Origin of the sequence: Acinetobacter sp. UBA1496, from assembly GCF_002324975.1 — a bacterium.
Lineage (GTDB): Bacteria > Pseudomonadota > Gammaproteobacteria > Pseudomonadales > Moraxellaceae > Acinetobacter > Acinetobacter variabilis.
In genome coordinates, this window is sequence record NZ_DCRI01000045.1 from 13,443 (window position 1) to 37,003 (window position 23,561).

At 43.9% G+C, this 23,561-nt stretch carries 21 protein-coding genes; 12 read left to right on the forward strand and 9 right to left on the reverse strand.

Annotated features, from left to right (window positions below; translation table 11 throughout):
- The first annotated feature begins 7 nt into the window (after positions 1-7).
- Positions 8-586 carry an ANTAR domain-containing response regulator gene (locus B3143_RS04865; RefSeq protein WP_004785667.1) on the forward strand — a complete coding sequence of 193 codons (579 nt, stop codon included), beginning with the start codon at positions 8-10 and terminating at the stop codon, positions 584-586.
- A gap of 10 nt (positions 587-596) precedes the next feature.
- Positions 597-1,601, forward strand: coding sequence for an ABC transporter substrate-binding protein (locus B3143_RS04870; protein WP_286739708.1), 1,005 nt, complete (start codon positions 597-599; stop codon positions 1,599-1,601).
- Positions 1,602-1,669: 68 nt separating this feature from the next.
- Here B3143_RS04870 and mtlD read toward each other — a convergent pair whose 3' ends face one another.
- Positions 1,670-3,796, reverse strand: coding sequence for a bifunctional mannitol-1-phosphate dehydrogenase/phosphatase (mtlD, locus tag B3143_RS04875; RefSeq protein WP_004785663.1), 2,127 nt, complete (start codon positions 3,794-3,796; stop codon positions 1,670-1,672).
- 405 nt (positions 3,797-4,201) lie between these two features.
- Here mtlD and B3143_RS04880 point away from each other — a divergent pair, with 405 nt between their 5' ends.
- Positions 4,202-4,912: an HAD family hydrolase gene (locus tag B3143_RS04880; RefSeq protein WP_004785662.1), complete on the forward strand. Its 711-nt coding sequence runs from the start codon at positions 4,202-4,204 to the stop codon at positions 4,910-4,912.
- A 68-nt stretch (positions 4,913-4,980) separates the two neighbouring features.
- On the opposite strand, the gene B3143_RS04885 is transcribed toward B3143_RS04880, so the two are convergent.
- From B3143_RS04885 to B3143_RS04905, 5 genes are all read right to left on the reverse strand, one after another.
- Positions 4,981-5,331 (reverse strand): hypothetical protein, encoded by a 351-nt coding sequence (locus tag B3143_RS04885; RefSeq protein WP_286739709.1) that lies wholly within the window; start codon positions 5,329-5,331, stop codon positions 4,981-4,983.
- 259 nt (positions 5,332-5,590) lie between these two features.
- On the reverse strand, positions 5,591-6,757 hold the full coding sequence (locus B3143_RS04890; protein WP_004785658.1) for a fatty acid desaturase family protein: 1,167 nt from the start codon (positions 6,755-6,757) through the stop codon (positions 5,591-5,593).
- Positions 6,758-6,797: 40 nt separating this feature from the next.
- Positions 6,798-7,820, reverse strand: a complete 1,023-nt coding sequence (locus tag B3143_RS04895) for a flavin reductase family protein (protein WP_004785657.1) — start codon at positions 7,818-7,820, stop codon at positions 6,798-6,800.
- Between the two features lie 318 nt (positions 7,821-8,138).
- The gene (locus B3143_RS04900) at positions 8,139-9,776 is read right to left on the reverse strand and encodes a long-chain-fatty-acid--CoA ligase (protein ID WP_004785656.1); all 1,638 of its coding nucleotides are present in this window, start codon (positions 9,774-9,776) and stop codon (positions 8,139-8,141) included.
- A gap of 259 nt (positions 9,777-10,035) precedes the next feature.
- A complete protein-coding gene (locus tag B3143_RS04905) occupies positions 10,036-10,197 on the reverse strand; it encodes a hypothetical protein (protein WP_162835335.1) in 162 nt (53 codons plus the stop codon).
- Between the two features lie 189 nt (positions 10,198-10,386).
- Here B3143_RS04905 and B3143_RS04910 point away from each other — a divergent pair, with 189 nt between their 5' ends.
- The gene (locus tag B3143_RS04910) at positions 10,387-11,808 is read left to right on the forward strand and encodes a PLP-dependent aminotransferase family protein (protein WP_004785652.1); all 1,422 of its coding nucleotides are present in this window, start codon (positions 10,387-10,389) and stop codon (positions 11,806-11,808) included.
- 40 nt (positions 11,809-11,848) lie between these two features.
- On the opposite strand, the gene B3143_RS04915 is transcribed toward B3143_RS04910, so the two are convergent.
- The 3 genes from B3143_RS04915 to B3143_RS04925 all read right to left on the reverse strand — a co-directional run bounded on the left by B3143_RS04915 (position 11,849) and on the right by B3143_RS04925 (position 15,813).
- Positions 11,849-13,189 carry a DcaP family trimeric outer membrane transporter gene (locus B3143_RS04915; protein ID WP_004785650.1) on the reverse strand — a complete coding sequence of 447 codons (1,341 nt, stop codon included), beginning with the start codon at positions 13,187-13,189 and terminating at the stop codon, positions 11,849-11,851.
- A 112-nt stretch (positions 13,190-13,301) separates the two neighbouring features.
- The gene (locus B3143_RS04920) at positions 13,302-14,672 is read right to left on the reverse strand and encodes an MFS transporter (protein WP_004785647.1); all 1,371 of its coding nucleotides are present in this window, start codon (positions 14,670-14,672) and stop codon (positions 13,302-13,304) included.
- Positions 14,673-14,901: 229 nt separating this feature from the next.
- Positions 14,902-15,813 carry a LysR family transcriptional regulator gene (locus tag B3143_RS04925; protein ID WP_004785644.1) on the reverse strand — a complete coding sequence of 304 codons (912 nt, stop codon included), beginning with the start codon at positions 15,811-15,813 and terminating at the stop codon, positions 14,902-14,904.
- Positions 15,814-15,928: 115 nt separating this feature from the next.
- On the opposite strand from B3143_RS04925, the gene B3143_RS04930 reads away from it, so the two are divergent.
- From B3143_RS04930 to benE, 8 genes are all read left to right on the forward strand, one after another.
- Positions 15,929-17,038, forward strand: coding sequence for a muconate/chloromuconate family cycloisomerase (locus B3143_RS04930; protein WP_004785642.1), 1,110 nt, complete (start codon positions 15,929-15,931; stop codon positions 17,036-17,038).
- A 15-nt stretch (positions 17,039-17,053) separates the two neighbouring features.
- Positions 17,054-17,344 (forward strand): muconolactone Delta-isomerase, encoded by a 291-nt coding sequence (catC, locus tag B3143_RS04935; protein ID WP_004785640.1) that lies wholly within the window; start codon positions 17,054-17,056, stop codon positions 17,342-17,344.
- Between the two features lie 153 nt (positions 17,345-17,497).
- Positions 17,498-18,418, forward strand: coding sequence for a catechol 1,2-dioxygenase (gene catA / locus B3143_RS04940; protein ID WP_004785638.1), 921 nt, complete (start codon positions 17,498-17,500; stop codon positions 18,416-18,418).
- Positions 18,419-18,493: 75 nt separating this feature from the next.
- On the forward strand, positions 18,494-19,882 hold the full coding sequence (benA, locus tag B3143_RS04945) for a benzoate 1,2-dioxygenase large subunit (RefSeq protein ID WP_004785635.1): 1,389 nt from the start codon (positions 18,494-18,496) through the stop codon (positions 19,880-19,882).
- Complete coding sequence (benB, locus tag B3143_RS04950) at positions 19,879-20,370, forward strand: benzoate 1,2-dioxygenase small subunit (protein ID WP_004785632.1); 492 nt, start codon at positions 19,879-19,881, stop codon at positions 20,368-20,370. The genes benA and benB overlap by 4 nt, the downstream gene beginning before the upstream one ends.
- Positions 20,371-20,461: 91 nt before the next feature.
- Positions 20,462-21,478 carry a benzoate 1,2-dioxygenase electron transfer component BenC gene (gene benC / locus B3143_RS04955; RefSeq protein ID WP_004785630.1) on the forward strand — a complete coding sequence of 339 codons (1,017 nt, stop codon included), beginning with the start codon at positions 20,462-20,464 and terminating at the stop codon, positions 21,476-21,478.
- A 16-nt stretch (positions 21,479-21,494) separates the two neighbouring features.
- Positions 21,495-22,280, forward strand: coding sequence for a benzoate diol dehydrogenase BenD (gene benD, locus B3143_RS04960; protein ID WP_004785628.1), 786 nt, complete (start codon positions 21,495-21,497; stop codon positions 22,278-22,280).
- Between the two features lie 57 nt (positions 22,281-22,337).
- On the forward strand, positions 22,338-23,552 hold the full coding sequence (benE, locus tag B3143_RS04965; RefSeq protein WP_004785625.1) for a benzoate/H(+) symporter BenE: 1,215 nt from the start codon (positions 22,338-22,340) through the stop codon (positions 23,550-23,552).
- Positions 23,553-23,561: the final 9 nt, after the last annotated feature.

Consider the following 23,561-nt stretch of genomic DNA (forward strand, 5'->3'; position numbering starts at 1 on the left):
ATCTTGCATGTCTAAATTACGAATTGCCCTGATTGATGATGATCCAGAACGCGCTGAATTTATTCAGGCTTCTTTGCTTGCGCATGATTTTCATGTAGTGGCCTGTGTCATTCTGAATGACCTCAACATTGTTGATATCAAAAGCCTGCATGCCGATGTCATTCTGTTAAATATGGATCACCCTCATCGCGATATTATCGAAAGCTGCGTGAGTCAGTATGAATTACCTACAGTTCTGTTTACCCAAAATTCCAACAAGGACACCATCAGAAATGCCATTGATGCCGGCGTCACGGCATATATTGTGGACGGGATCGATCCGACCAAACTGGAAAATATTCTGGAAATATCGATTGAACAATTTCAGAAACATAAAAAACTGTTACATGACCTGAAGGAAACTCAGGAAAAATTAAGTGATCGCAGGGATATTGATAAAGCCAAAGTCCTGCTGATCCAGCTGCATGGACTGAGCGAAGAAGAAGCATTTGCCCTGTTGCGCAAAAATGCCATGAGCCACCGGATTACCATTGGCGATATGGCAAGGCGCTTACTTGATGCACAAAAACTGTTATCTGGCCAATAAGGAGCATTCAATGACAACAATAGAAAAAACAGAACTCAATATTGGCTATATTCCACTGCTTGATTGTATTGCTATTCTTTGGGCGGAGCGACAAGGTTATTTTACTGAACAGGGTTTAAAGGTAAATCTGATCCGTGAAGCCTCCTGGTCCAGCTTACGCGACCGTCTGGCCTATGGCTTTCTGGATGCAGCCCATTGCCTGTCTGCCATGCTTCCCGCGGCTGCTTTGGGTGCAGACCAGTTACAAGTCGCTTTGCAGACTCCATTAGTACTCAGTATCAATCAGGCATTTATCAGCTTAAGACAGGATCTGTGTTATGCACTGGGCATTCAGCCTGAAGATAATGAACAGATCACGTCGCAAAAGCTGGTCAGTGCCTTAAAGCAGCAACACAAGGTAGGTTTGGCGCATGTTTATAAATACTCCATTCATCATTACTGTTTAAGAGAATGGCTGGCTTTAACTGATCCGCAATATGCCAAAAATATATTGCTCAAGACCTCACCACCCCCTTTGATGGTCAAAGGGATCGCAGCACAGATTTTTGATGGTTTTTGTGTGGGTGAACCTTGGAATATTCAGGCCAAGCTTGAAGGTTATAGCCTGATTGTTGCAGCCAGTCAGAATGTCATTCCTAAAGTGGCAGACAAAGTGCTGGCGATAACTCAGGAATGGGGCGAGTTGCATCCACTGACTGTTGAGGCCTTAGTCACGGCTGTAAAAAAAGCCCAGATGGATTTAAAACATGTTACGGATCTTTCTGAAGTTTGGGACATGCTGATGGATTATCAGATCATCCAGTTTGAATGTTCAGCTTCTCGACACGTTTATGACTTCCATAAAATTCAGAATATTATCCGTAACCTTACAGGTGAAAGTGTTGAGCCTCAATTCACCGATTTTATCTGGTTACTGGGGCAGATGGAAAAATGGGAAAATATTGATCTGTCCGCAGATGATCAGCGACAAATTGCCCAATCCTGTATTTATCAGCAAGAATCCACGACTGTATAAATTATAAATTTATAAACTTCCAATAAAAACCCAGAAATTTCTGGGTCTTTTTTATTTACTGCTGATATTTAACTGAGCGCTTGCTGTAAATCCAGTTGCATGAATTTCTGCAAGGATAGTTTTCCGGCGATAGTCTGATTGATGAATTGTGACATTTCATCATACAAGGTCTCATATAGCTGCGGCTCTAATGCCATACGTCTTAACTGGATCTGTAAATGCATCAACAGTTCCTGCTGCTCGCATTCACCCTGTTCCAGAGCATAGATATAACCCAGCACTGCGCCTTTTAAAACCACATCAAATGGCAAGCTATATTTAAGCAAGGTCAATAATGAACCCATAACCCGTTCATTGTGTTCCAGCTTTCTTAAGGGTTCACGTCCTACACGTGCACATGGGTCCTGATAAGCATAGGCACAAGATTCAGTGAAACTTTGTGCCAGACGTTCCAGATCTGAAGCATGCTTAGGAATCTGATAACAGAGGCCATGCTTTACCTGCGCTAAAGCCTGCTGCATAAATTTTCTGACCGAATGATCTGACATGGCCACGCCAATAGTCTGATGACCGCGCAGGCTGGCATACCAAGCCATCATCGCATGTACACCATTCCATAATCGGTTTTTAATCAGCTGGATATTGGCAATATCATCTACCAGAATCATCTGGCGCATTTTGGCCAATAATGGACTGTTATTTTCCACATAGATTGGCATATCCGTTTCGGCATTAAACAGAATCAGATCCATCGACTGCAGAATATGACTCGGCTGAAAATTACGACGCAGGTCTTCAATATACAAGCCCGCCTGATGTTCCTGGTCTGCATTCAGGGCTGTAGAATCATCCAGACCCACTACGGACAGATCTTCATCCAGCTGATACTGCTTGAACATGTTGTATTTGATGCGCAGCTGACGGTACAGTTTCTGGTCGGACAGTTTGGAGACCATACGGTTCACCACTGTGTCACAGAAATAATGCTGATCCATAATGTGCTGCGCTGTCTGTTCATCCGTAATCTGTTTCAGACGGCTCAGAATCTGCTGCATCACCAGCTGTTTGGCCCCGATTTTATTTAGGATAATTAACAGCGTCAGCGGCTGTTCCTGCTGCTCGTAGGCCAAGTATCGCGCATATAAACCCTGTGCAATCACCTCTGCTTCAGAAACCAGCGCTTCCTCAGGGACACAGACTGCGACCAGACTGGATTCAATATACATGTTCTGCATTTGCTCCAGATCATGCGCATCAATTACACTCATATTTTCAATACGCTGGTCAAAAGAGTTCTGACCATAACGAATGCAATAAGTGCCAAACGCATTTACGGCAGACTGATAGAGTGGATTACGCGTTGAGGCAATAATTTTGCGTGGACGCGTATAACCATCCCAGTGTGATAACACCTGAGCCAAATAACCACCACCAATCGCACCGAAACCGTGAATCCCGACCGTTAACTGATTCAGCGTTTGCGGAAATGCGGTCTCAAGTTCTGGCATTTCCAGAACCGGAACAAACTGGTTCAGATCTGTCAGAAAATCTTCCATCATTTCATAATAATACTGGGCTTGTGCCAGCATCGATTCATTCGGTGTTTTAATGTCTTTGAAAAGTACCGTCATACCACCTGCATCATAAGCAGATCGCAGGCCATTTTCAGAATCTTCAAACATCAGGCATTGAGCCGGACTTAAATTGATTTTTTCGGCTGCGCTGATAAAAATTTCTGGATGAGGTTTCCCCTGTTTAATCTCATCACCACACACCAGCACATCAAAAAATTTATAGACATTGGCATTGATCAGATATTCTTCTGCGATCGCACGTCGACTCGAAGTCGCCACAGCCATTTTTAGGCCTGCCTTGCGTAGGCGTTCCAACACCTGTAATAAACCTTTTTTAATTGGAACACCATAATTGCGTACATGTTCTAGTTCCAGTACATCGGCGCGCTGGCGGATCTCGGCATAAGGAACATCTTGTCCATAACGCTCTTTGGCCAGCTGCTCGGCACTACGGGCACTTAAGCCCAAACACTGCATTAAATAGTTTTCAGAAAATTCGACGCCGATCAGCTCACGTGAAGCTTGTTGCAAGGTTTGAAAGCGCAAACGTTCAGTATCAAACATGGTTCCATCCATATCGAAAATTGCGCCGTGTACGATTTGATTTTTAAATTCTAGCATTGCTCCCCTTTTATAATTCAATGAGTTAAGAAGTGGACAATACCTTAAGGAAAATAAGAGATTAAATAAACCGATGTAAAGATATGAAATAGTTTTGACTATAAATTGATCAATAAAGACTAAATTAAATAGTTTTAAGTTTTCTTATACAACCGTTAGGTAACAAAAAGTAACCAGCAAGTTGTTTCTTATAAAAAATAAATATTTAAATTAGGAGGTGTAGATAAATGCAAATGACGTGCCAATTTGGTATTACGATTTTTATTATGAGTAATACTTAAAATGCTCAAAATAAGTTCATTTTAGGAATTTATTGATAAAAGCAATCTAGATATGCACCCAAACTGGACTTTTTATCTCTATCCAAAAACGGGATAATGGCGGTGAAAGAAAAATGGGGGTGACATGTTTAAAGATAAAAAGCTGGTGTGTTTTGACCTGGATGGAACCTTGATTGATTCAGTGGGAATCTGGAACCAGGTCGATGCTGCCCTGATTCAGGAATTGTCGGGGATCGTAGTCGGTCTGGATCAGATTCAGCAGCTGCGTGATCTGCAACTGAAAGCCTTTAGACATATGCCCGATCCCTATCTGGAATATTGTGGCTATTTAAAAGACCTCTATGGTTTCAAGCCAAGCAAGGAAGAGGTTAAAAATCGCCGTTATGGTATTTCAAGGCATTTTCTGGATCATGTGATTGAACTCAAACCTCAAGCTGAGCTGCTGATTCAAGCTTTAAAACAGCAAGGAATACAATTGGCACTTACGACTACCACCAGCTTATTCAATGTGCAGCGTTATCAGGACAATAATCAGAAGATTAATCAGAAAATCAGTTTTGATAATGATTTTGCGATTATTTTGACTCGCGAAAATGTTGAGAATATCAAACCGCATCCAGAAGTGTATTTAAATGCGCTCCAGCATTTTGAAATTGAAGCTAAAGATTGCCTGATTGTTGAAGATTCTTTAATTGGGGTGGAAGCTGCCAACAATGCGGGAATTGATGTCGTGGCAATTTACGACCAGTATTCTGCGCATGAAATGGATTTGATCAAAGCCAAGGCAGATTATTTTGTAGAAGATTTTGCTGGTCTCATAAAATTGGTGAACTAAAAAATGCCATGAATCTTCCCTGATCATGGCATTTTTCGTGTTATCTCTGAATTGATTAGATTAGAGCATTATTTGGCTTTTTTATAGACGGAACCTGAACCGACCAGATTGCCAGTTTTTTCGTCAATCGCGAAACCAACGACACCTGTACCTGAATTAATCTGTAGCAGACCATTATCAGCGACTGAAGCAGGCATTGGATTTTTCTTGTCGGTTTTGCCGCTTTCTTTATCTTTAACGGTATTGGTAATGAAATAGTTTTCACCATTTTTGGAAATCACCAGGATATTTTCCAATTTAGGGTTTTCCAGTGTATTTTTCCAGTTCCCCTGATAATCTGGTGCTGGAGTTTCCGGGGTATTACACGCGGTTAACAGCAATAACAGTGAGATGCCTGAAAAATATTTAAGATATTTCAAAACTGAGACCTTGAATGCTTGAATGATAGAACGCGGCCATTATAAAAAGAACCTCCTTGAGGTAAACGCTTAGCTTGTACGCGAAGCGTTTCAGCCGTAGTAAATCTGTCCCGGCTTCGTCATTTTTTGAAAAACATCTTCATATTTCATTCATAAATTCGTGTGAACTGAGCACTTTTTAACAGATAAAAAAATCCTCAATAGACCATCCAAATCTATTGAGGAGTACCAAACTGGATAATAGAGAAACCTTAAAAAATTAATTTACAAGCTTAGATTTAAAGTAACGAAACACCGATTTAACTGCATGAGTTTTTTCTGCAATTTGCTGATTCCATTCATTTGGCAGTGAGCATTTCGCCAGTCTGACCCATACAGTCGAGAACTGCTTCACAAAGCTAGCTTCGTTATAGTGAATCCCGTACTCGGCACATAAGGCTTTGATTTTTGGTGCTACTTCGGCATAACGGTTTGCTGGCATATCGGGAAACAGGTGATGCTCAATCTGATGGCTTAAATTACCACTCAGAATATGCAACCAGTTCGCCCCACTGAAGTTGCTCGAACCACGGATCTGACGCAGATACCATTCCGCACGGGTTTCATTGTCGGTATTGTCCATTTCAAAGGTTTCTGCATCTTCAGTGAAATGTCCATTGAAGATCACCGCAGACGCCCATAGGCTACGAATCACATTGGCAACCGCATTTCCCGTAAATACTGGAATCGCATTTGGACCGGCAATAATCGGGAAAAATACATAATCTTTCAGGACCTGACGACGCATTTTTTTGCGTAAAGGTGCTGCTTCTTCCCAGACCTGTTTCCAGGTTTTGGCTTTATAAGCAATCACATCTTCCAGATGCAAATGCTGTACACCCACATACCATTCAAAGAACACCATCAACTGAATGGTTAAAGGAATATTCCAGATAAAGCGTAGTTCCCACGGCTGAGATTCACTGACACGGATCAGACCATAACCGACATCGTGATCCATACCAACAATATTGGTATAAGTGTGGTGAATATAGTTATGGGTGTATTTCCAGTCATCCCCAGTGGAAATAGTATCCCAATCATAAGTAGAACCATTCAAACTTGGATCATTCATCCAGTCGAACTGGCCGTGCATTACGTTATGGCCAAGTTCCATATTTTCCACGATTTTCGAGATACCCAATAAGCCTGTGCCCGCTAACCATACTGGTGGCAACCAGCCTGCAAACATTAACATGCCGCGGGAAGCAATCTCGCTATAACGTACAAAATTACGGATTTTATAAATATATTCTGCGTCTTTCTCGCCCAAATCTTCCATTACTTCACGGCGGATAGCATCAACCTTGGCGCCGAACTCTTCAACCTGTTCCGGGCTTAAAAATTGAGATTTACTGTGTTTTTTAAAATCAATTTGCATATTCATGGGAGCACCTTCTTATTCGTTTAGTAATGGTTAAAATAGCTTATAAATTAATCACCACAGGACTGACGGCCTGTGAAATACAAAGTTTGATTGGAGTATTGCTGCCGTGGTCGATCTCACCCGTCAGCATGTTTTTCACCGAACCGCTGACTTTGGTACATGAGCAAGTATTACAAATGCCCATACGACAACCATGCGCTGGACGAAGACCCGCCTGTTCTGCACTTTCCAGCAGATTAGATTCTGCCTGGAATTCCTGCTGCGATCTTAAAAACTGTACAGGCTGTGCTTTCGCTTTTTCATCCATTGCAATCTGGAAATATTCAGAATGAAAGCTGGATTTCACCGCCAGTTTATCGGCAATCTTGAGTGCAGTTTTCATCATTCCCGCGGAACCACAGGCATAGATTTCACGCTGTTCAAAATCTGGTACCAGCTTGTTTAGCAATTGCTGGCTCAGATGCTGCTTATGCTCGACTGTATTAAAATGATGATATTTCAGATGAGGATGCATCAACGCCAAGGTTTTGATCTCGGCATGAAATGCATCATCACGGGTGAAATAGATCAGGTCAATCCGATGCTGAAACTGCACGACTGCTTTTTGCAATAAGGAATAAATTGCTGTAATGCCACTGCCTGATGCCAGAAATAGAATCGGTTTAGGAGAGTTTAATAAGGTAAATTCGCCCTGTGGCTGAGACAGCTCGACCACTGCACCCAGTTGCAATAAAATTAGGGCACGCGACACTTTACCTTGCTGCTTGACTGCAATAATCACATCACCATTTTTTAAAATGGTCACGATAGAATAATGACGTTGATGCCGTACTCCATCCAGACGCAGAGTCACCGCGATATTTTGACCGGCCTGAAATGACCCGCGATTAAAGTTATAATTTGGACGTAACTGGATTTTGAAAAAGTCCGGGCTGACCGCCTGAATATTCACGATCGATGCTTTGACTTTTTTGAGTGCCCAGGTTGGATGGATTTTTTCACCAACAAAATCAATGAAATCTTCACGAATCCAATGCGGCTTGTAGGTTGTCATACTTGTCATTTTTATCCCCCTCTATTCCGCAGACAGCATTAATGTACAACTGTCTATTTATTATGTAGTCTAGAATAAAGAATTCTGAAGCTCACACCATGTCAATGTAGGTCAAATTATGTGTTTAAAAACCATTGTTGAGCTTTTTGTAAGACAATCCTAGCCAGAAAGTGCTGTTAAAACTGTATGAACTGAATAAATTGCTTTTTTGGTCTGTATATTTTTAGCAAAAACACATAAAAAACTGACCTCTATATAAGAGATCAGTTTCTGTTTTAAATATTGGGTGAGTTAAAAAGGCAAAAATTTACCTTTTAAAAAAATAGCTTAACCTACGGCCTGTTCGAGCAAGATAGAACCATAAAGTTCACGCAGGTCTTTTTTCAGCATCTTGCCGGTTCCACTTAATGGAATAGAATCTACAAAAATCACGCGATCCGGGATCTGCCATTTTGCGACCTTGTCCGCATAGTAATCCAGAATTTCGGCTTCACTCACATGACTCTCTGGCTTTTTAATTGCAATTAGAACGGGACGCTCATCCCATTTAGGATGCTGTGCCGCAATCACGGCAGCCATGGCAATTTCAGGATGTCCCATGGCCATATTTTCAAGATCGACTGAAGAGATCCATTCACCGCCTGACTTGATCAGATCTTTGGAGCGATCACACAGCTTCATAAAGCCATCTTCATTTAAGGTAGCAATATCTCCGGTATCAAACCAGCCATCTGCTGTGAGTGCAGATTCTTCCTTGCCGAAATAATGATCAATGATCCAGTGCCCTTTAATTTGTAGATTCCCTATGGTTTCACCATCTCGGGCAATTTCCTGAGTTCCTTTTTCTTCATCGGTTAAACGTAAATCAACGCCAAACGGTGGACGACCTTGAGACAGACGAATCTGCATTTTTTCTTCATCCGCCAGATCAAGGTGTTTGGTTTTTAGCTGATTGGCACTACCGAGTGGGCTGGTTTCAGTCATCCCCCAGGCATGAATGGTTTCGCAGTTAAACTGCTCTTTAAAGGTTTTCAGCATCGCCGGTGGGCAGGCAGAACCACCGACCACATTCCGTTTCAGGCTTTCCAGTTTTGAACCACTTTGCTGGGCAGCCGCAATCAGCCCTTGCCAGATCGTTGGAACGCCTAAAGCTACAGATACTTTATACGTATCAATCAGATTGACCAGACTGGCTCCATCCAGGCCCGGCCCCGGCAGCACCAAGGTACAACCGACCATGGCAGCGGCATATGGGGTTCCCCAGGCATTGACATGGAACATTGGTACCACCGGCAGCATGATGTCACGCGCTGCCACATTCAGGGAATCCGGCATGATAATGGCGTAACTATGCAATACTGTTGAACGATGACTATATAAAACCCCTTTTGGATTTCCGGTCGTACCGGAGGTATAACACAGTGAACTCGCTGTATTTTCATCCAGTTCAGGCCAGTCAAATTCTGCAGATTGCTGGGCAAGCAAATCATCATAAAACTGAACTTCCGGAATGGCTTCACGAATCGCGGAATCTTCAGCATCCAGACAGATATACTGTTCTACAGTTTTTAATAACGGTTTGACGGCTTTAATCAAAGGTGCAAAGGTTTTATCAAACAGCAGTACCCGATCGGCAGCATCATTGATAATAAATACCAGCTGTTCCGGAAATAAGCGCGGGTTAATGGTATGGCAAACCAGTCCACTTCCCGAAATGGCATACCAACATTCTAGATGTCGATGATTATTCCAGGCAATGGTTGCAACCCGGTCGCCGAGTGTCAGACCGAATTGCTGTAATACATTGGCAAAACGTTTCGAGTTTTCCCGGATCTCTCCCCAATTGGTCTTTTTAATGCTGGTATCAGTATTTTTAGAAATGATCTCGGTATCGGCATGATAACGGCCGGCATGTTCAATCATGCTGCTGATCAGTAAGGGCTGGAACATCATATTTCCGAGCATGCTTCACTCCTTTATGCTTGTTATTTGTCCATCTGTTATATCGTTGTTATTTCTGTATGATGCGCTGGCGAAAAGCCTGTATTCATTTTTATCATCAAACAGTCTGAATCTAGCAAGGAAATCTGACTTTGTGAGTATCAAATTGTGACAAAGCCATAAAGTGGATGCAGAAAAAAAGCAGAAAATAAAACTGGTAATGTGTGCCATAAAAAAAGCCCCAATTTAGATTGGGGCGATGATAGTGTTCAGGGAGAGAATTTTAAAAGCCGCTCATCATAATTTTGTCTGCATTTACTACAAAGATAACGCCTAGGCAGAATAAACCGGCATAAAGTGCAAACCAGAGAATCATCTTCTTGAATGCTGCATCAGAAATACTGCTATCCGCATATTTTGGTGCTTTGTTGTCTTCTGAATTCATATGATCACCCATAGGTTGGTCTGGCGTTATGAGCTTTATTATCAGCAGACCTAAATCAGCTGTATAGATACAATATTCATTAAAAAAAATATAACAGTTAGCCACTGTTTTTCTTCATTTGTTATATTTTAACAACTTATTCATAATATAATCCTGATTATACTAGTACAGTTTAGATTTTATTTTCTTATGTTCAAATCTGAAAAGCTGGCCCAGAATATTCGCCAGATGATTGAAAATGGCGCATGGAAGGCGCATGACAAATTACCTTCATTGCGGGAACAGACTGAACTGTCCGGCTATAGCCTGATGACGGTGCTTAATGCCTATCAGGTGCTTGAATCGCAAGGATTAGTCTATGCCAAAGATAAATCTGGCTACTATATTGCGGAGCGACCTCAAACCTATAACAGCAAAGAACCTGCGGTACAAATTGGCTTAAATTCCAAAATTAAAATCAACTCTGTGGTATTTAATTATTTAAAGTCACTGCAAACCCCAAATATTGCGCCTTTTGGTTCAGCTTTTCCAAATGCTGAACTGTTATATAACAGCCGGTTTATGCAGATTCTGGCGCAGCATAGCAAAAGAAAAAGCAGTTATAGCCATCAAAATCATATGCCACCGGGTAATCAGGAATTACGCCAACTGATTGCCAACCGCTATCAGTTACAAGGCATAAACTGCACTTCGGATGACATTGTCATTACTTCTGGTGCATTGGAAGCCCTTAATCTGTCTTTACAGGCTTTGACTCAACCTGGTGATTTTATCCTGCTGCAGCAAACCATTTTTTATGGTGCCTGGCAGGCGGCTGAACGTTTAGGCCTGCAAGTCATCACAATCCCTGAGCATTCACAGTTTGGTTTTGACCTGGAATCATTTGAACAAGCACTTAAACAGTACCCGATCAAAGTTTGCTGGCTGATGCTGAATGTGCATAATCCGATTGGCTTTACGGTAAATTCAGAGATCAAGCAAAGAATTGCGGAACTGTTGAATGAATATCAGGTATATCTGATTGAAGATGATGTCTATCAGGAACTCAATTACGGTGCTCATAAACCGGTTTCCGTAAAATATTTTGATCAGCATCAACGGGTATTGCACTGCTCTTCATTTTCCAAAACCTTGGGCATGGGTGCGCGGGTCGGCTGGGTTTTCGCTGGCCCATTTTCTGATGCAATCCAGCATTTACAGCTCATGAGTACTTTGACTGTTAGTCCGCTATTACAAAATGCACTGGTCGATTTTCTGTCCCATCATCATTATGAAAAGCATTTGCGCCATTTAAGACAGCAGCTAGAAAAGTATAAGCAAAAGTTTTATCAGGAACTTAAATCGCGTTTAGATTCAGTCTGTGAAATTTATTATTATTCTAGTGGCTATTTTCTCTGGATCAAATTGCCGGAACAGCTGGATGGCCAGGTTTTATATGAACAGCTGATTCAGCAAAATATTGCCATTGCTCCTGCTTTGCTGTTTAAACCGGAACATACCAGCCAGAATTATATTCGCCTGAACTGTTCATTTGACTGGACCTCTGAGATAGAAAACGTTGTCGATGTGCTGGCAAAGGTGATCCTGAATCATGCAAAAAGCGTGGATTAATTCATCCACGCTTTAAGTTTCTTATGTAAATCGCTAGAGCTTAGAAACTGTAAATTGCAACGGCATTCACTCGGTTATCTTCACCTTTTGTACTGCCATTTGATGCAGCACCCAATGCTTCACGTTCGCCATAGACATATTCCAGGCCAAAACTCAGCGGTTTTGTAGGATTATAGAACACATTGGCCCAAGCCTGCCAAAGGTCTTTGTTCACTGCTGTTAGATTCAGGCCAGGAGCAGCAAGATATCCATTATCTTGGTCGAAATTCATATAACCATAGCCTACTGTGCCACGCAATTTATCATTAAACTGCTGCGTTAGACCGACTGTAATTGAGTCGAATTCACTCTGTAGAAGATCTCCATTAGCAGCTGTAACGACACCTGGATTGGCGTAAGAGACAAAACTGCTATCACCTTTGACATGATAATAATCTGCCTTAAGGCTGGTGCCTGGAACAAACTCGTATTTCGCGCCTACACCTACACCCCATGCAGTTTTTTCATCTTCATTCACGCGTTTTTCATTCCCCATCGCACGCGCGCTGACAGAAAGATTATCCGCAAATTTGTGGTTTAAGCGTGCTGTTAAGGCAGGTAAACGCTGTTTGATTCCCGTAATGGTCGCATCTTTCGGATCTTCTACTGCAAGCACCAGATTAGTCGCTGGACTCAAAGTACTGGTATGACGAATCTGAGGTGTCCGTTTAATTGAACCACCGGCATAAACCAGTGCATCTACCGTCTCAGGTATATAGTCCGGAGTTGCAAAGTTTGACCAGGTTTGACCAATTAACCAGTCAGCATAGCTGATATAGGCATGACGGATACGCAGGTTATCAAAACCAGCTCCACCCAGGAAATCGACCTCAACCTTACCACTTAAGGCCTTATCCCCAGCACCCACGGGCGCTTTAAAATCCATCCCTAAACGGGTGGCTGAAAGCGTGGACTTAAACTCATCACTGCGTTCACCTGTGCCTAGAGGTACCGCATTAATCTGGTTATACATACGTGTCGCTGCACCGCCTTCAGCCTGATAAGAGGCATCAGCACGAATATTTCCATATAAATTAAACTCGGCCCCACTGGCAATTTTCATCACAGGTTTGCTTGTAGGAGCTACTGCTGTATTTGCAGATGCCGGCGTTGCCGCTACAGGTGCAGTCACAGCAGCTGTCTGAGTCTGCTGCTGTTCAATCAAGGCACGTAAAGCTTGAACCTCTTGACGCAACTGCTCAATTTCCTGCTGATTGGACTGAGCTGGAGTTTGTGCCTGGGTAGACAAGCTAAGGCCCCCTAAACTCATTGCCATCATGCTCATCAGAACCGTACGTTTTAATGTGATTGTTTGATTATTAAATAATTGTTCCGTGTTCATCCTAAACTCACTTTTTTATTATGCGTCTCGATTCTAGCAACAGATCACCACCGCTTACGATGGCGATCTCTATCATTAGAATTGTTTTCTTTATTAATTGATATTTAATCCATTAACTTGCTTTTTCAGCGAGAGAATCAGTACGAATATCAGGTGTAGCAAGGGCTTGACCTTCTACAGACATTTTTAAGTTCACCAGGAAAATTGCCAGCGCAGCAATCAAACCGGGAATCGCAATTGCAAAGAAGTTCATTTGATGCGGTAAATTCATGGTGAGTAAAGCACCTGTCAATACCGGTCCAACGATCGCACCGATACGCCCAATTCCGGAAGCCCAACCCATGCCGGTGGAACGCACCGTCGATGGATAATATTGTGCCACGAAGGTATAAAGCAGAATTTGAGAACCAATGGTTGCTGCACCGGCCACTGCAATCAAGCTATAAAGCACGAATTGCGGACTGTTATAACCGAGCAGGATTAAAGAAGCTGCCCCGCAAAGAAACATGATGGCCAGTACTTTTTTGATATGGAAACGGTCTGCCAGATAACCCCCACCGATAGCCCCGATCATGCCGCCAATATTCAGGGCAAACAGAAAGATCATGCTCGCACCCAGTGAATATCCGGCTTGAATCATCAGTTTTGGTAACCAGCTGCCTAGTGCATAAACCATTAATAGACACATAAAAAACGCCAGCCAGAACATAAAGGTACTAAATGTGCGACCTTGCTGGAATAATGCTTTTAAAGGTGCTTCATCGCCTTTTTGCACTTCATTCAGAACAAACTGGGTGTCAGATCCAATTACCTGTGTTGGTGAGATTTTCTGAATAATGCTTTGCGCTTGAGCAGTCTGCTGCTTATTAGTCAGATACATCAATGATTCTGGTAAATATTTCCAGAGTATCGGCAGGAACAGTAAAGGAGTACCCGCAAGTAAAAACATGATTTTCCAGCCAAACTGTGGCACCAGCCATGCGCCAAGTAAGGCAGATGTCATGCCGCCGATCGCATAACCACTAAACATTAAAGCAACCAGCGTGCTGCGAATCCGCTTCGGTGCGTATTCCGTCATCAGGGCAACGACGTTGGGCATCACACCACCAATACCAAGTCCGGCAAGAAAACGTAGAATTCCGAATTCGACAGGTGATGTTGCAAAGGCACCGATAAACGTAAAACCACTAAAGATCGCGACACAGATCATGATGGTTTTTTTACGTCCCAGTTTATCCGATAAGGTCCCGAAGCTCATGGCTCCGAACATCATACCGAACAAGGCGGTGCTGGCTAACATGCCGGCCTGTACTGCACTGAGTGACCATTCCTGCATCAGTAGCGGTAACGCTACGCCGTAAATCACCAGGTCATAACCGTCAAAAATAATGATCAGCAAACACCAGATCAGGACGCCCCAATGAAAAGGTGTGAACTTTGCTTCATCGATCAGCGTATTTATATTCACTTTATTTGTAGACATCTTCACCTCCTAATTGTGAAGTTCAATTTATGAGATTCACAATGCAGAAGATATCCATAAATGTCCAAAACTGAATAGGCATACTTCTATACCTATAAAGTCTGCCTTCAAGAAAAGGCTTTATTTACTATGCCTTAATGATATTCATCCAAATAAAACGACTTTAATTCAGTCATTAAATAATAATTTCACCTATTTTATATAGCATCTAAAAAGTTTTTAATCTTGTTTAAAACACCGCACGATCATATTTAATCGCTTCAAGATCATAGACCTGATAGACCGCATCAAACAGATAACGAATATATTCACTTTCATCCATGTTACGAATCGCCATAAAGACCGGACTGACCGCAAATTCATCTAATAAAGGGATAAAGTTTAAATGTGCCAGACGAATATTCTGGGCACTTTCCGGCACGATACAAACACCCTCTCCAGCAGCCACAAAACCCAGCGCCAGTTGCAATTCACTGACTGCACGGATATTTTTCGGCTCTAGTCCATACTCGGAAAATATACCGCGCACCTGGGTAGAAAAATTAGCCTTACCATTATTCGGGTATAAAAAGAGTGGCTGATCCACCAGTTCAGCCAGGTTCACGCCATCTCGTTGCGAAAAAAAATGGCTGGAATGCGCAGCGACCATGAGTCTTTCTTCACGCAGCAACACCCGTTTCACTGCTGGATCTGAAATTCTCAAGCGTCCAAAACCGACATCAATCCGCCCTTCCTTAAGTGCCTGAATCTGCTCTGAAGTATTCATTTCAACCATCTCAATTTTGAGCTGGGGATGTTGCTGCTTAAATAAAAACACAATACGTGATAGCAAACCGAACAATAACGAGCCAACAAAACCAATACTAATGGTGCGATCCGCGATACCAATCCGCTTGGTCATCGATTTGATTTCTTCCGCATTAGACAAAAGTTTAACCGCATGCTGGTAGAAGAATTGACCTGCTTCTGTGGTCTTAAGCGGTCGGCTACCTCTTTCAAAGAGCTGAATATCCAGTTCCTGTTCCAGATTTTGTATCTGTCTGCTTAAAGGTGGTTGAGCAATAAACAGTTTTTCTGCCGCCTTGGTAAAACTTTGTTCTTCGACGACTGCGACAAAGTAACGCAAATGCCTGAGTTCCATATTCCTGCATACCTTTAAAGTATAAAAAAATGCTAAATCGATCTTAGACCAATTAAAATTATTCTTTTAAGGTATATCAAGTCAAAACATTAAAGCAAGAATGTGAAGCGTAATTATGTATAAGTCAGTTGAAACCTTGCTGGTTCAAATACCGACGATCCGTCCTCACAAGATGGCTGTCGCAACCATGCAAACCCAGACACTGGTCCTGGTCAAAATCACCACCGAAGACGGCTATGTGGGTTGGGGCGAAGCCACCACTATTGGCGGTTTAGGCTACGGTGAAGAAAGCCCAGAAAGTGTCAAAGTGAATATTGAGACTTACTTTGCACCGCTTCTGAAAACATTATCGGGTTTGAATGTCGCACAGACATTACGAGCCATCAAAAAGAATATTAATGGTAACCGTTTTGCCAAATGTGCCATTCAAACTGCGCTACTGGATATTCAGGCACAACGTCTGAACCAGCCACTGAGTGAAATTCTAGGTGGACATTTACGTAACAGCGTACCAGTGCTGTGGGTACTGGCATCTGGCAATACCGAGAAAGACATTGCTGAAGCTCAGAAAATGATTGCGGCCAAACGCCACAATATTTTCAAACTGAAAATTGGTTCTCGTCCAGTGGAACAGGATGTTGAACATGTGCTTGCCATTAAACAGGCATTGGGCAAAGACATTTCGATCCGTGTTGATGTCAACCGTGCTTGGTCAGAGCTGGACGCGATTAAAGGCATTCAGTTACTCCAGGACGGCGGCATTGATCTGATTGAACAGCCGTGCGCCATTGACAATCTGGATGCAATGCGACGTCTGACCCAGCGTTTTGATATCGCCATCATGGCGGATGAATCCTTGATGGGTCCGCAGTCTGCCTATCAGATCGCACGTCAGCATGGCTCATCAGTTTTTGCAGTCAAAGTGGCGCAGTCTGGTGGCCTGATTGAAGGCTGTGAAGTTGCAAAAGTGGCACAGCTGGCAGGCATCGATCTGTATGGCGGCACCATGCTGGAAGGCCCGGTGGGCACGATCGCCTCTGCCCATGCCTTCTCGACTTTTGAAAGTCTCGCTTATGGCACCGAACTGTTTGGCCCCCTGCTACTGACTGAAGATATTTTAAAAACCCCACTCCAGTATCAAAACTTTGAACTTGAGATTCCGAAAGGACCAGGTCTGGGTATTGAGTTGGATGAAAACAAAATTGACAACTTGCGTCGTCAATAATTCCAGGAGAATCCCATGCTTTTCCAAGTACGAATGGACGTCAACATTCCAAAAGATATGCCGTTTGAACAGGCCAATGAAATTAAGGCTGTCGAAAAAGCCTATTCACAGGATCTGCAACGTCAGGGTAAGTGGCGTCATATCTGGCGTATCACCGGGCAGTATTCGAACATCAGTATTTTTGAGGTTGAAAGCAATGAAGAGTTGCACAACTTGCTACAGGGCTTGCCGCTCTATCCGTATATGAACATCGAAGTTATCGCATTGAACCGCCATCCATCATCGATTCGGGATGATGACAAGTAATGAATAAATTCGGGAATGGAAATAAAAAAAATCCTTCCCCCCATACACCTGAGGGTAATCCAAAAGGACTTGTGGCCAGCAAGATTTAGCCAGCCAAATGAATGCTAAAACATGCGCCACTAAAATATGAAAACATACTTTAGGAGCAATAGTATGAACCGCCAAGAAATTGATGCACTGGTTAAAAAAATGAATGTCGATACAGCGACAGGACCAGTAGATGAGCGTGTACAACAAGTTATTGTACGTTTATTAGGTGATCTTTTCCAGGCTATTGAAGATCTTGATATTTCTCAGACTGAACTCTGGAAAGGTCTGGAATACTTTACTGATGCAGGTCAAGCTAATGAATTAGGCTTACTGGCTGCAGGTCTTGGTCTGGAACATTACTTAGACTTACGCGCGGATGAAGCAGATGCCAAAGCAGGCATTACAGGTGGTACACCACGTACCATCGAAGGCCCGCTGTATGTTGCAGGTGCACCTGAGTCGGTTGGTTTTGCGCGTATGGATGACGGTTCTGAAGAAGGCAAAATTCCGACCCTGATTATTGAAGGCACAGTGACCGATACTGACGGCAACATCATTGAAGGTGCAAAAGTTGAAGTCTGGCATGCCAACAGCCTAGGCAACTATTCGTTCTTTGACAAGTCGCAATCTGACTTTAACCTGCGCCGCTCTATCTTTACCGATCAAGACGGTAAATATGTGGCGCTGACCACTATGCCGGTCGGTTATGGCTGCCCACCTGAAGGTACTACCCAGTTCGTACTGGACAAATTAGGTCGTCACGGTAACCGCCCGTCTCATGTGCATTACTTCGTATCTGCACCGGGTTACCGCAAGTTAACCACACAGTTCAACATCGAAGGCGATCAATACCTGTGGGATGACTTTGCATTCGCCACACGTGATGGTCTGGTCGCAACTGCTGATGATGTAACCGATGAAGCTGAAATCGCACGCCGCGGTTTAAATGGTCCATTCAAACATATCCAGTTCAATATTGAACTGGTTAAAGACCAAGCTGCAGCGCCAAGCACTGAAGTAGAACGTCGTCGCGCAAGCGCTTAATTCAAAATGGAATCGGGATGTCAGTCTGAGCAACATCCCGATGACTTCCCCTCCTTGGAAAGTCGGAGACTGGACATGCCTCGTATTCCTGTAATTAACACCAGCCATTTAGACCGTATTGATGAATTACTGGTCGATGATTTTGAATCTGGTGAATTTAAACTGCACCGTTCCGTATTTACTGATCAAGCCCTATTTGATCTGGAAATGAAATACATTTTTGAAGGAAACTGGGTTTATCTGGCCCATGAGAGCCAAATTCCCAATAACAACGATTACTACACAACCCATATTGGCCGTCAGCCAATCATCATTGCACGCAATCGTAATGGCGAACTGAATGCCATGATCAATGCCTGCTCACACCGCGGTGCACAGCTCTGCCGCTACAAACGTGGTAATAAAGCAACCTATACATGCCCATTCCATGGCTGGACATTTAATAACTCGGGCAAGCTGTTAAAAGTGAAAGACCCGGCTGATGCAGGCTATTCAGATTGCTTTAACCAAGACGGTTCTCATGACCTGAAAAAAGTAGCCCGTTTTGAAAATTACAAAGGCTTCTTGTTTGGCAGCCTGAGTCCTGATGTTCCATCTCTGGAAGAATACCTGGGTGAAGCCATGAAGATCATCGACATGATCGTGGGTCAGTCTGAGCAAGGCCTGGAAGTTTTACGTGGTTCATCGACTTATACCTATGAAGGTAACTGGAAGCTGACTGCAGAAAACGGGGCCGATGGTTATCACGTCTCTGCCGTGCACTGGAACTATGCTGCAACGACTCAGCAACGTAAGGAAAAAGAAGCTGGCGATAATATTCGTGCCATGAGCGCAGGTTCATGGGGCAAACAAGGCGGTGGTTCTTACGGCTTTGAACATGGTCACATGCTGCTTTGGACTCAATGGGCCAATCCAGAAGACCGTCCAAACTTTGCCAAGAAAGATGAATATACCGAGCGTTATGGCGAAGCCATGGCGAAATGGATGATCGAGCGTTCACGTAACCTGTGTATTTATCCAAACGTTTACTTCATGGATCAGTTCGGCTCACAAATTCGTGTCCTGCGTCCGATCTCTGTCGATAAGACTGAAGTGACTATTTACTGTATCGGTCCTGTCGGTGAAGAGCCGGAAGCACGCACTCGCCGTATCCGTCAGTATGAAGATTTCTTTAATGCTTCTGGTATGGCAACGCCGGACGATCTGGAAGAATTCCGTGCCTGTCAGGCTGGTTATGCCGGGATCGCGCTGGAATGGAATGACATGTGTCGTGGTTCTAAGCACTGGATTCAAGGGCCCGATGATGCAGCCAATGAAATTGGCCTGAAACCAAAACTGTCCGGCATTAAAACTGAAGATGAAGGCTTATATCTGGCACAACACCAGTACTGGCTAGAACTGATCAAAAAAGGCATTGCGACCGAAAAAGAAATTGCTGCAAGCACTGAAGGAGAAACCGCATGAGCGACATCACTTTAGAAAATATTGCACAGTTCCTGTATCAGGAAGCCCGCTTTTTAGATGATGAGCAATGGGATGACTGGTTACAGTGCTACGCCCCTACTGCTTCTTTCTGGATGCCAGCTTGGGATGATGATGACCGTCTGACTGAAGATCCACAGTCTGAAATCTCACTGATCTACTACCCTGACCGTCAGGGCCTGGAAGACCGTGTGTTCCGGATCAAGACAGAACGTTCATCTGCCACCATGCCGGATACCCGTACCAGCCACAACATCTGCAATATTGAAATTGTGGAACGTGATGGTGACAAGGTCACTGTGCGCTTTAACTGGAATACCCTGAGTTTCCGTTACAAAACCAGTTACAGCTACTTTGGTATGTCTCGTTATGTGATCGATTTTTCAGGCGAAAAACCACAGATTTTAAGCAAATACGTGGTGCTGAAAAACGATTACATCAACCAGGTTATCGACATTTATCACCTCTAAGACTGTTTCGACAGCAAGGTCAAAAAGCCTTTCAGCCAGGGAAATATGGCTGAAAGGCTAAGTTTCAAAGATTTATATAGGATATTCAGCCATGTCAAACCACAATGTTGCACTCCAATTTGAAGATGGCGTTACACGTTTTATTAGTGTTGCCCAAGGCGAAACCCTGTCCGATGCAGCTTACCGTCAAAAGATCAATATCCCTCTAGATTGCCGTGACGGTGCATGTGGAACGTGCCGCGCTTTTTGTGAATCAGGTGCGTATGACATGCCTGAAGAAATGTATATTGAAGATGCACTAACTCCAGAAGAAGCTGCAGAAGGATTTATTCTGGCTTGCCAATGTAAGCCGACTTCGGATGCCGTGTTCCAGATCCAGGCCTCATCTGATGTCTGCAAAACCGAGATTCACGCATTTCAAGGTACGTTGGCCCGTGTAGAAAATCTGTCTGATTCCACAATTACCTTTGATATTCAACTCGATGCTGGTCAACCAGATATCCATTTTCTGGCCGGACAATATGTCAATGTCGGCATTCCAGGCACTAACGAAACCCGCTCCTATTCATTCAGCTCTAAGCCGGGCAACCGTTTAACCGGTTTCGTGGTGCGCAATGTGCCGAACGGCAAAATGTCGAGTTTCCTCAGCGCTGATGCAAAAGCGGGTGACAAAATGATCTTTACCGGTCCATTCGGCAGCTTCTATCTGCGTAATGTGACCCGTCCAGTATTGATGCTGGCAGGTGGTACAGGCATCGCACCATTTATGTCGATGTTACAGGTACTGGAAGAAAAAGGGTCTGAACATCCAGTACGTCTGGTCTTTGGAGTGACCAATGACTTTGACCTGGTCGCAATTGAAAAGCTGAATGAACTACAGGACAAATTCCCATGGTTCGAATATCGCACGGTGGTCGCAAATCCAGAATCTACACATGAGCGTAAAGGTTATGTGACCGGTCATATTGAAAATGAATGGTTAAATGGTGGCGATGTCGATATCTACCTGTGTGGTCCGGTACCCATGGTTGAAGCAGTTCGCGGTTGGCTGGATGCGGAAGGTGTCAAACCTGCCAGCTTCCTGTTTGAAAAATTCTCTGCCAACTGATTGAGGATATTTCGACATGACCGAACGTCAAAGATTTTTAAATAAAGTCGTGATCGTGACCGGTGCTGCCCAAGGCATCGGCCGCGGTGTAGCCATCCAGGCTGCTGCTGAAGGCGCACAAGTAGTATTGGCCGATATTTCGGACTATGTGCAGGAAGCCCTGGCAGAAATCGAAGCGGCTGGCGGTGATGCCATTATTGTCAAGGCCAATCTGGAAACCTATGCCGGTGCCGAAGCTGTCATAGCCAAAGCACTAGAGACCTATGGACGTATTGATGTGCTGATCAACAATGTTGGCGGTGCGATCTGGATGAAACCTTTTGAAGAATTTTCTGAAGAAGAAATCATCAAAGAAGTGAACCGCTCATTGTTCCCAACCATGTGGTGCTGCCGTGCAGTGCTACCGCAAATGATCAAGCAGCAGCATGGCACCATTGTAAACGTATCGTCAATTGCAACCCGTGGCATTAACCGGGTGCCTTATTCGGCTTCTAAAGGTGGAGTTAACGGCTTGACTGCTGCTCTTGCCTTTGAACATGCCAAAGACAGGATTCGTGTCAACGCCGTTGCAACGGGTGGTACCGAAGCACCGCCACGTAAGGTTCCACGTAATGCCAATCCATTAACGGAAACTGAAAAAGTATGGATGCAGCAAGTGGTGGATCAAACTATTGACCGTACTTTCCTGGGACGTTACGGCACGATTCAGGAACAAGTGAATGCCATTTTATTCCTGGCTTCGGATGAATCGTCCTATATGACCGGTACGGTAGTACCTGTCGGTGGTGGCGATCTGGGTTAATCCAGATCCACAACAGATCAACAGGATCATTGCTAGACGCAAGGAGGCATATTGCCAATGAGTCACCTGTTTCAAACCTTAAAAAATGATTGGTCGATTTCAGCCACTGTTGCAGGATTTTTAGCAGTACTGATTTCTTATGCCGGTCCCCTGATTATTTTTTTCCAGGCGGCCCAGCAGGCACAAGTGTCTGCAGCCATGATGATTTCCTGGATCTGGGGGATTTCCATAGGTGCTGCTGTTTCCAGTATTTATTTATCCACCAGGTTCAAAGTGCCGATTGTGATGGCTTGGTCAGCTCCTGGTACAGCGCTTTTAGTGACCTTATTTCCCGATATTTCACTGAATGAAGCGATTGCAGCCTATATCACTACGGCTGTGGTGCTGTTTGTAATTGGCATTAGTGGCTATTTCGATAAATTGCTGGCGCTGATTCCACAAGCGGTTGCCGCAGGAATGATGGCCGGCATTCTGGTGAATTTCGGTTTGGGCCTGTTTAGTGCCACAGACAATATGCCCGTGATCGTACTTGGCATGTTGCTGGTGTTTTTAGTCGCCAAACGACTGAATCCCCGTTATGCCATGTTATGGGTATTGGCGGCTGGTGTCTGTTTAAGCCTGATTCTCGGTCAGTTTCAGCCAGTCAGCATGGACTTCAATCTGGCCATTCCGCAACTGATTCAGCCGGAATGGACCTGGTCATCGACCTTTAACCTGGCACTCCCCCTGATTCTGGTCAGCCTGTCTGGTCAGTTTTTGCCAGGGATGAGCTTATTAAAAATCAGCGGGTATCAAGTCTCGGCCAAACCCATTATTACCATAGCCAGTATTACCTCTCTGGCAGTGGCCTGGGTTGGTGGTATTACCACAGTTCTGGGTTCAATTACTGCAGCACTTTGCATAGGCAAAGATGCGCACGAATTACCAGAAAAACGTTATATCGCAGGTGTATGTAATGGCCTGTTTTACATTTTAGGTGGCCTGTTTGCAGGCAGTATCGTGATGCTGTTCAGTCTGTTCCCGAAAGAACTGATTGCAGCACTGGCTGGACTGGCCTTATTGGGTGCGATTTCGACCAACCTGACAGTTGCCATGCAAACCGAACAGCAGCGCGAAGCCGCCCTAATTACATTTTTAGCAACTGCCTCAGGCATGAGTGTACTCGGCCTGAGCTCAGTGTTCTGGGGCATCTGTATCGGCCTTTTGGCTCATTTTCTCCTGACAAAGAAAAGGCCTGCTACCCTCACTGCTGTTGCTTCAGATTCAAAATAAGTAATAGCC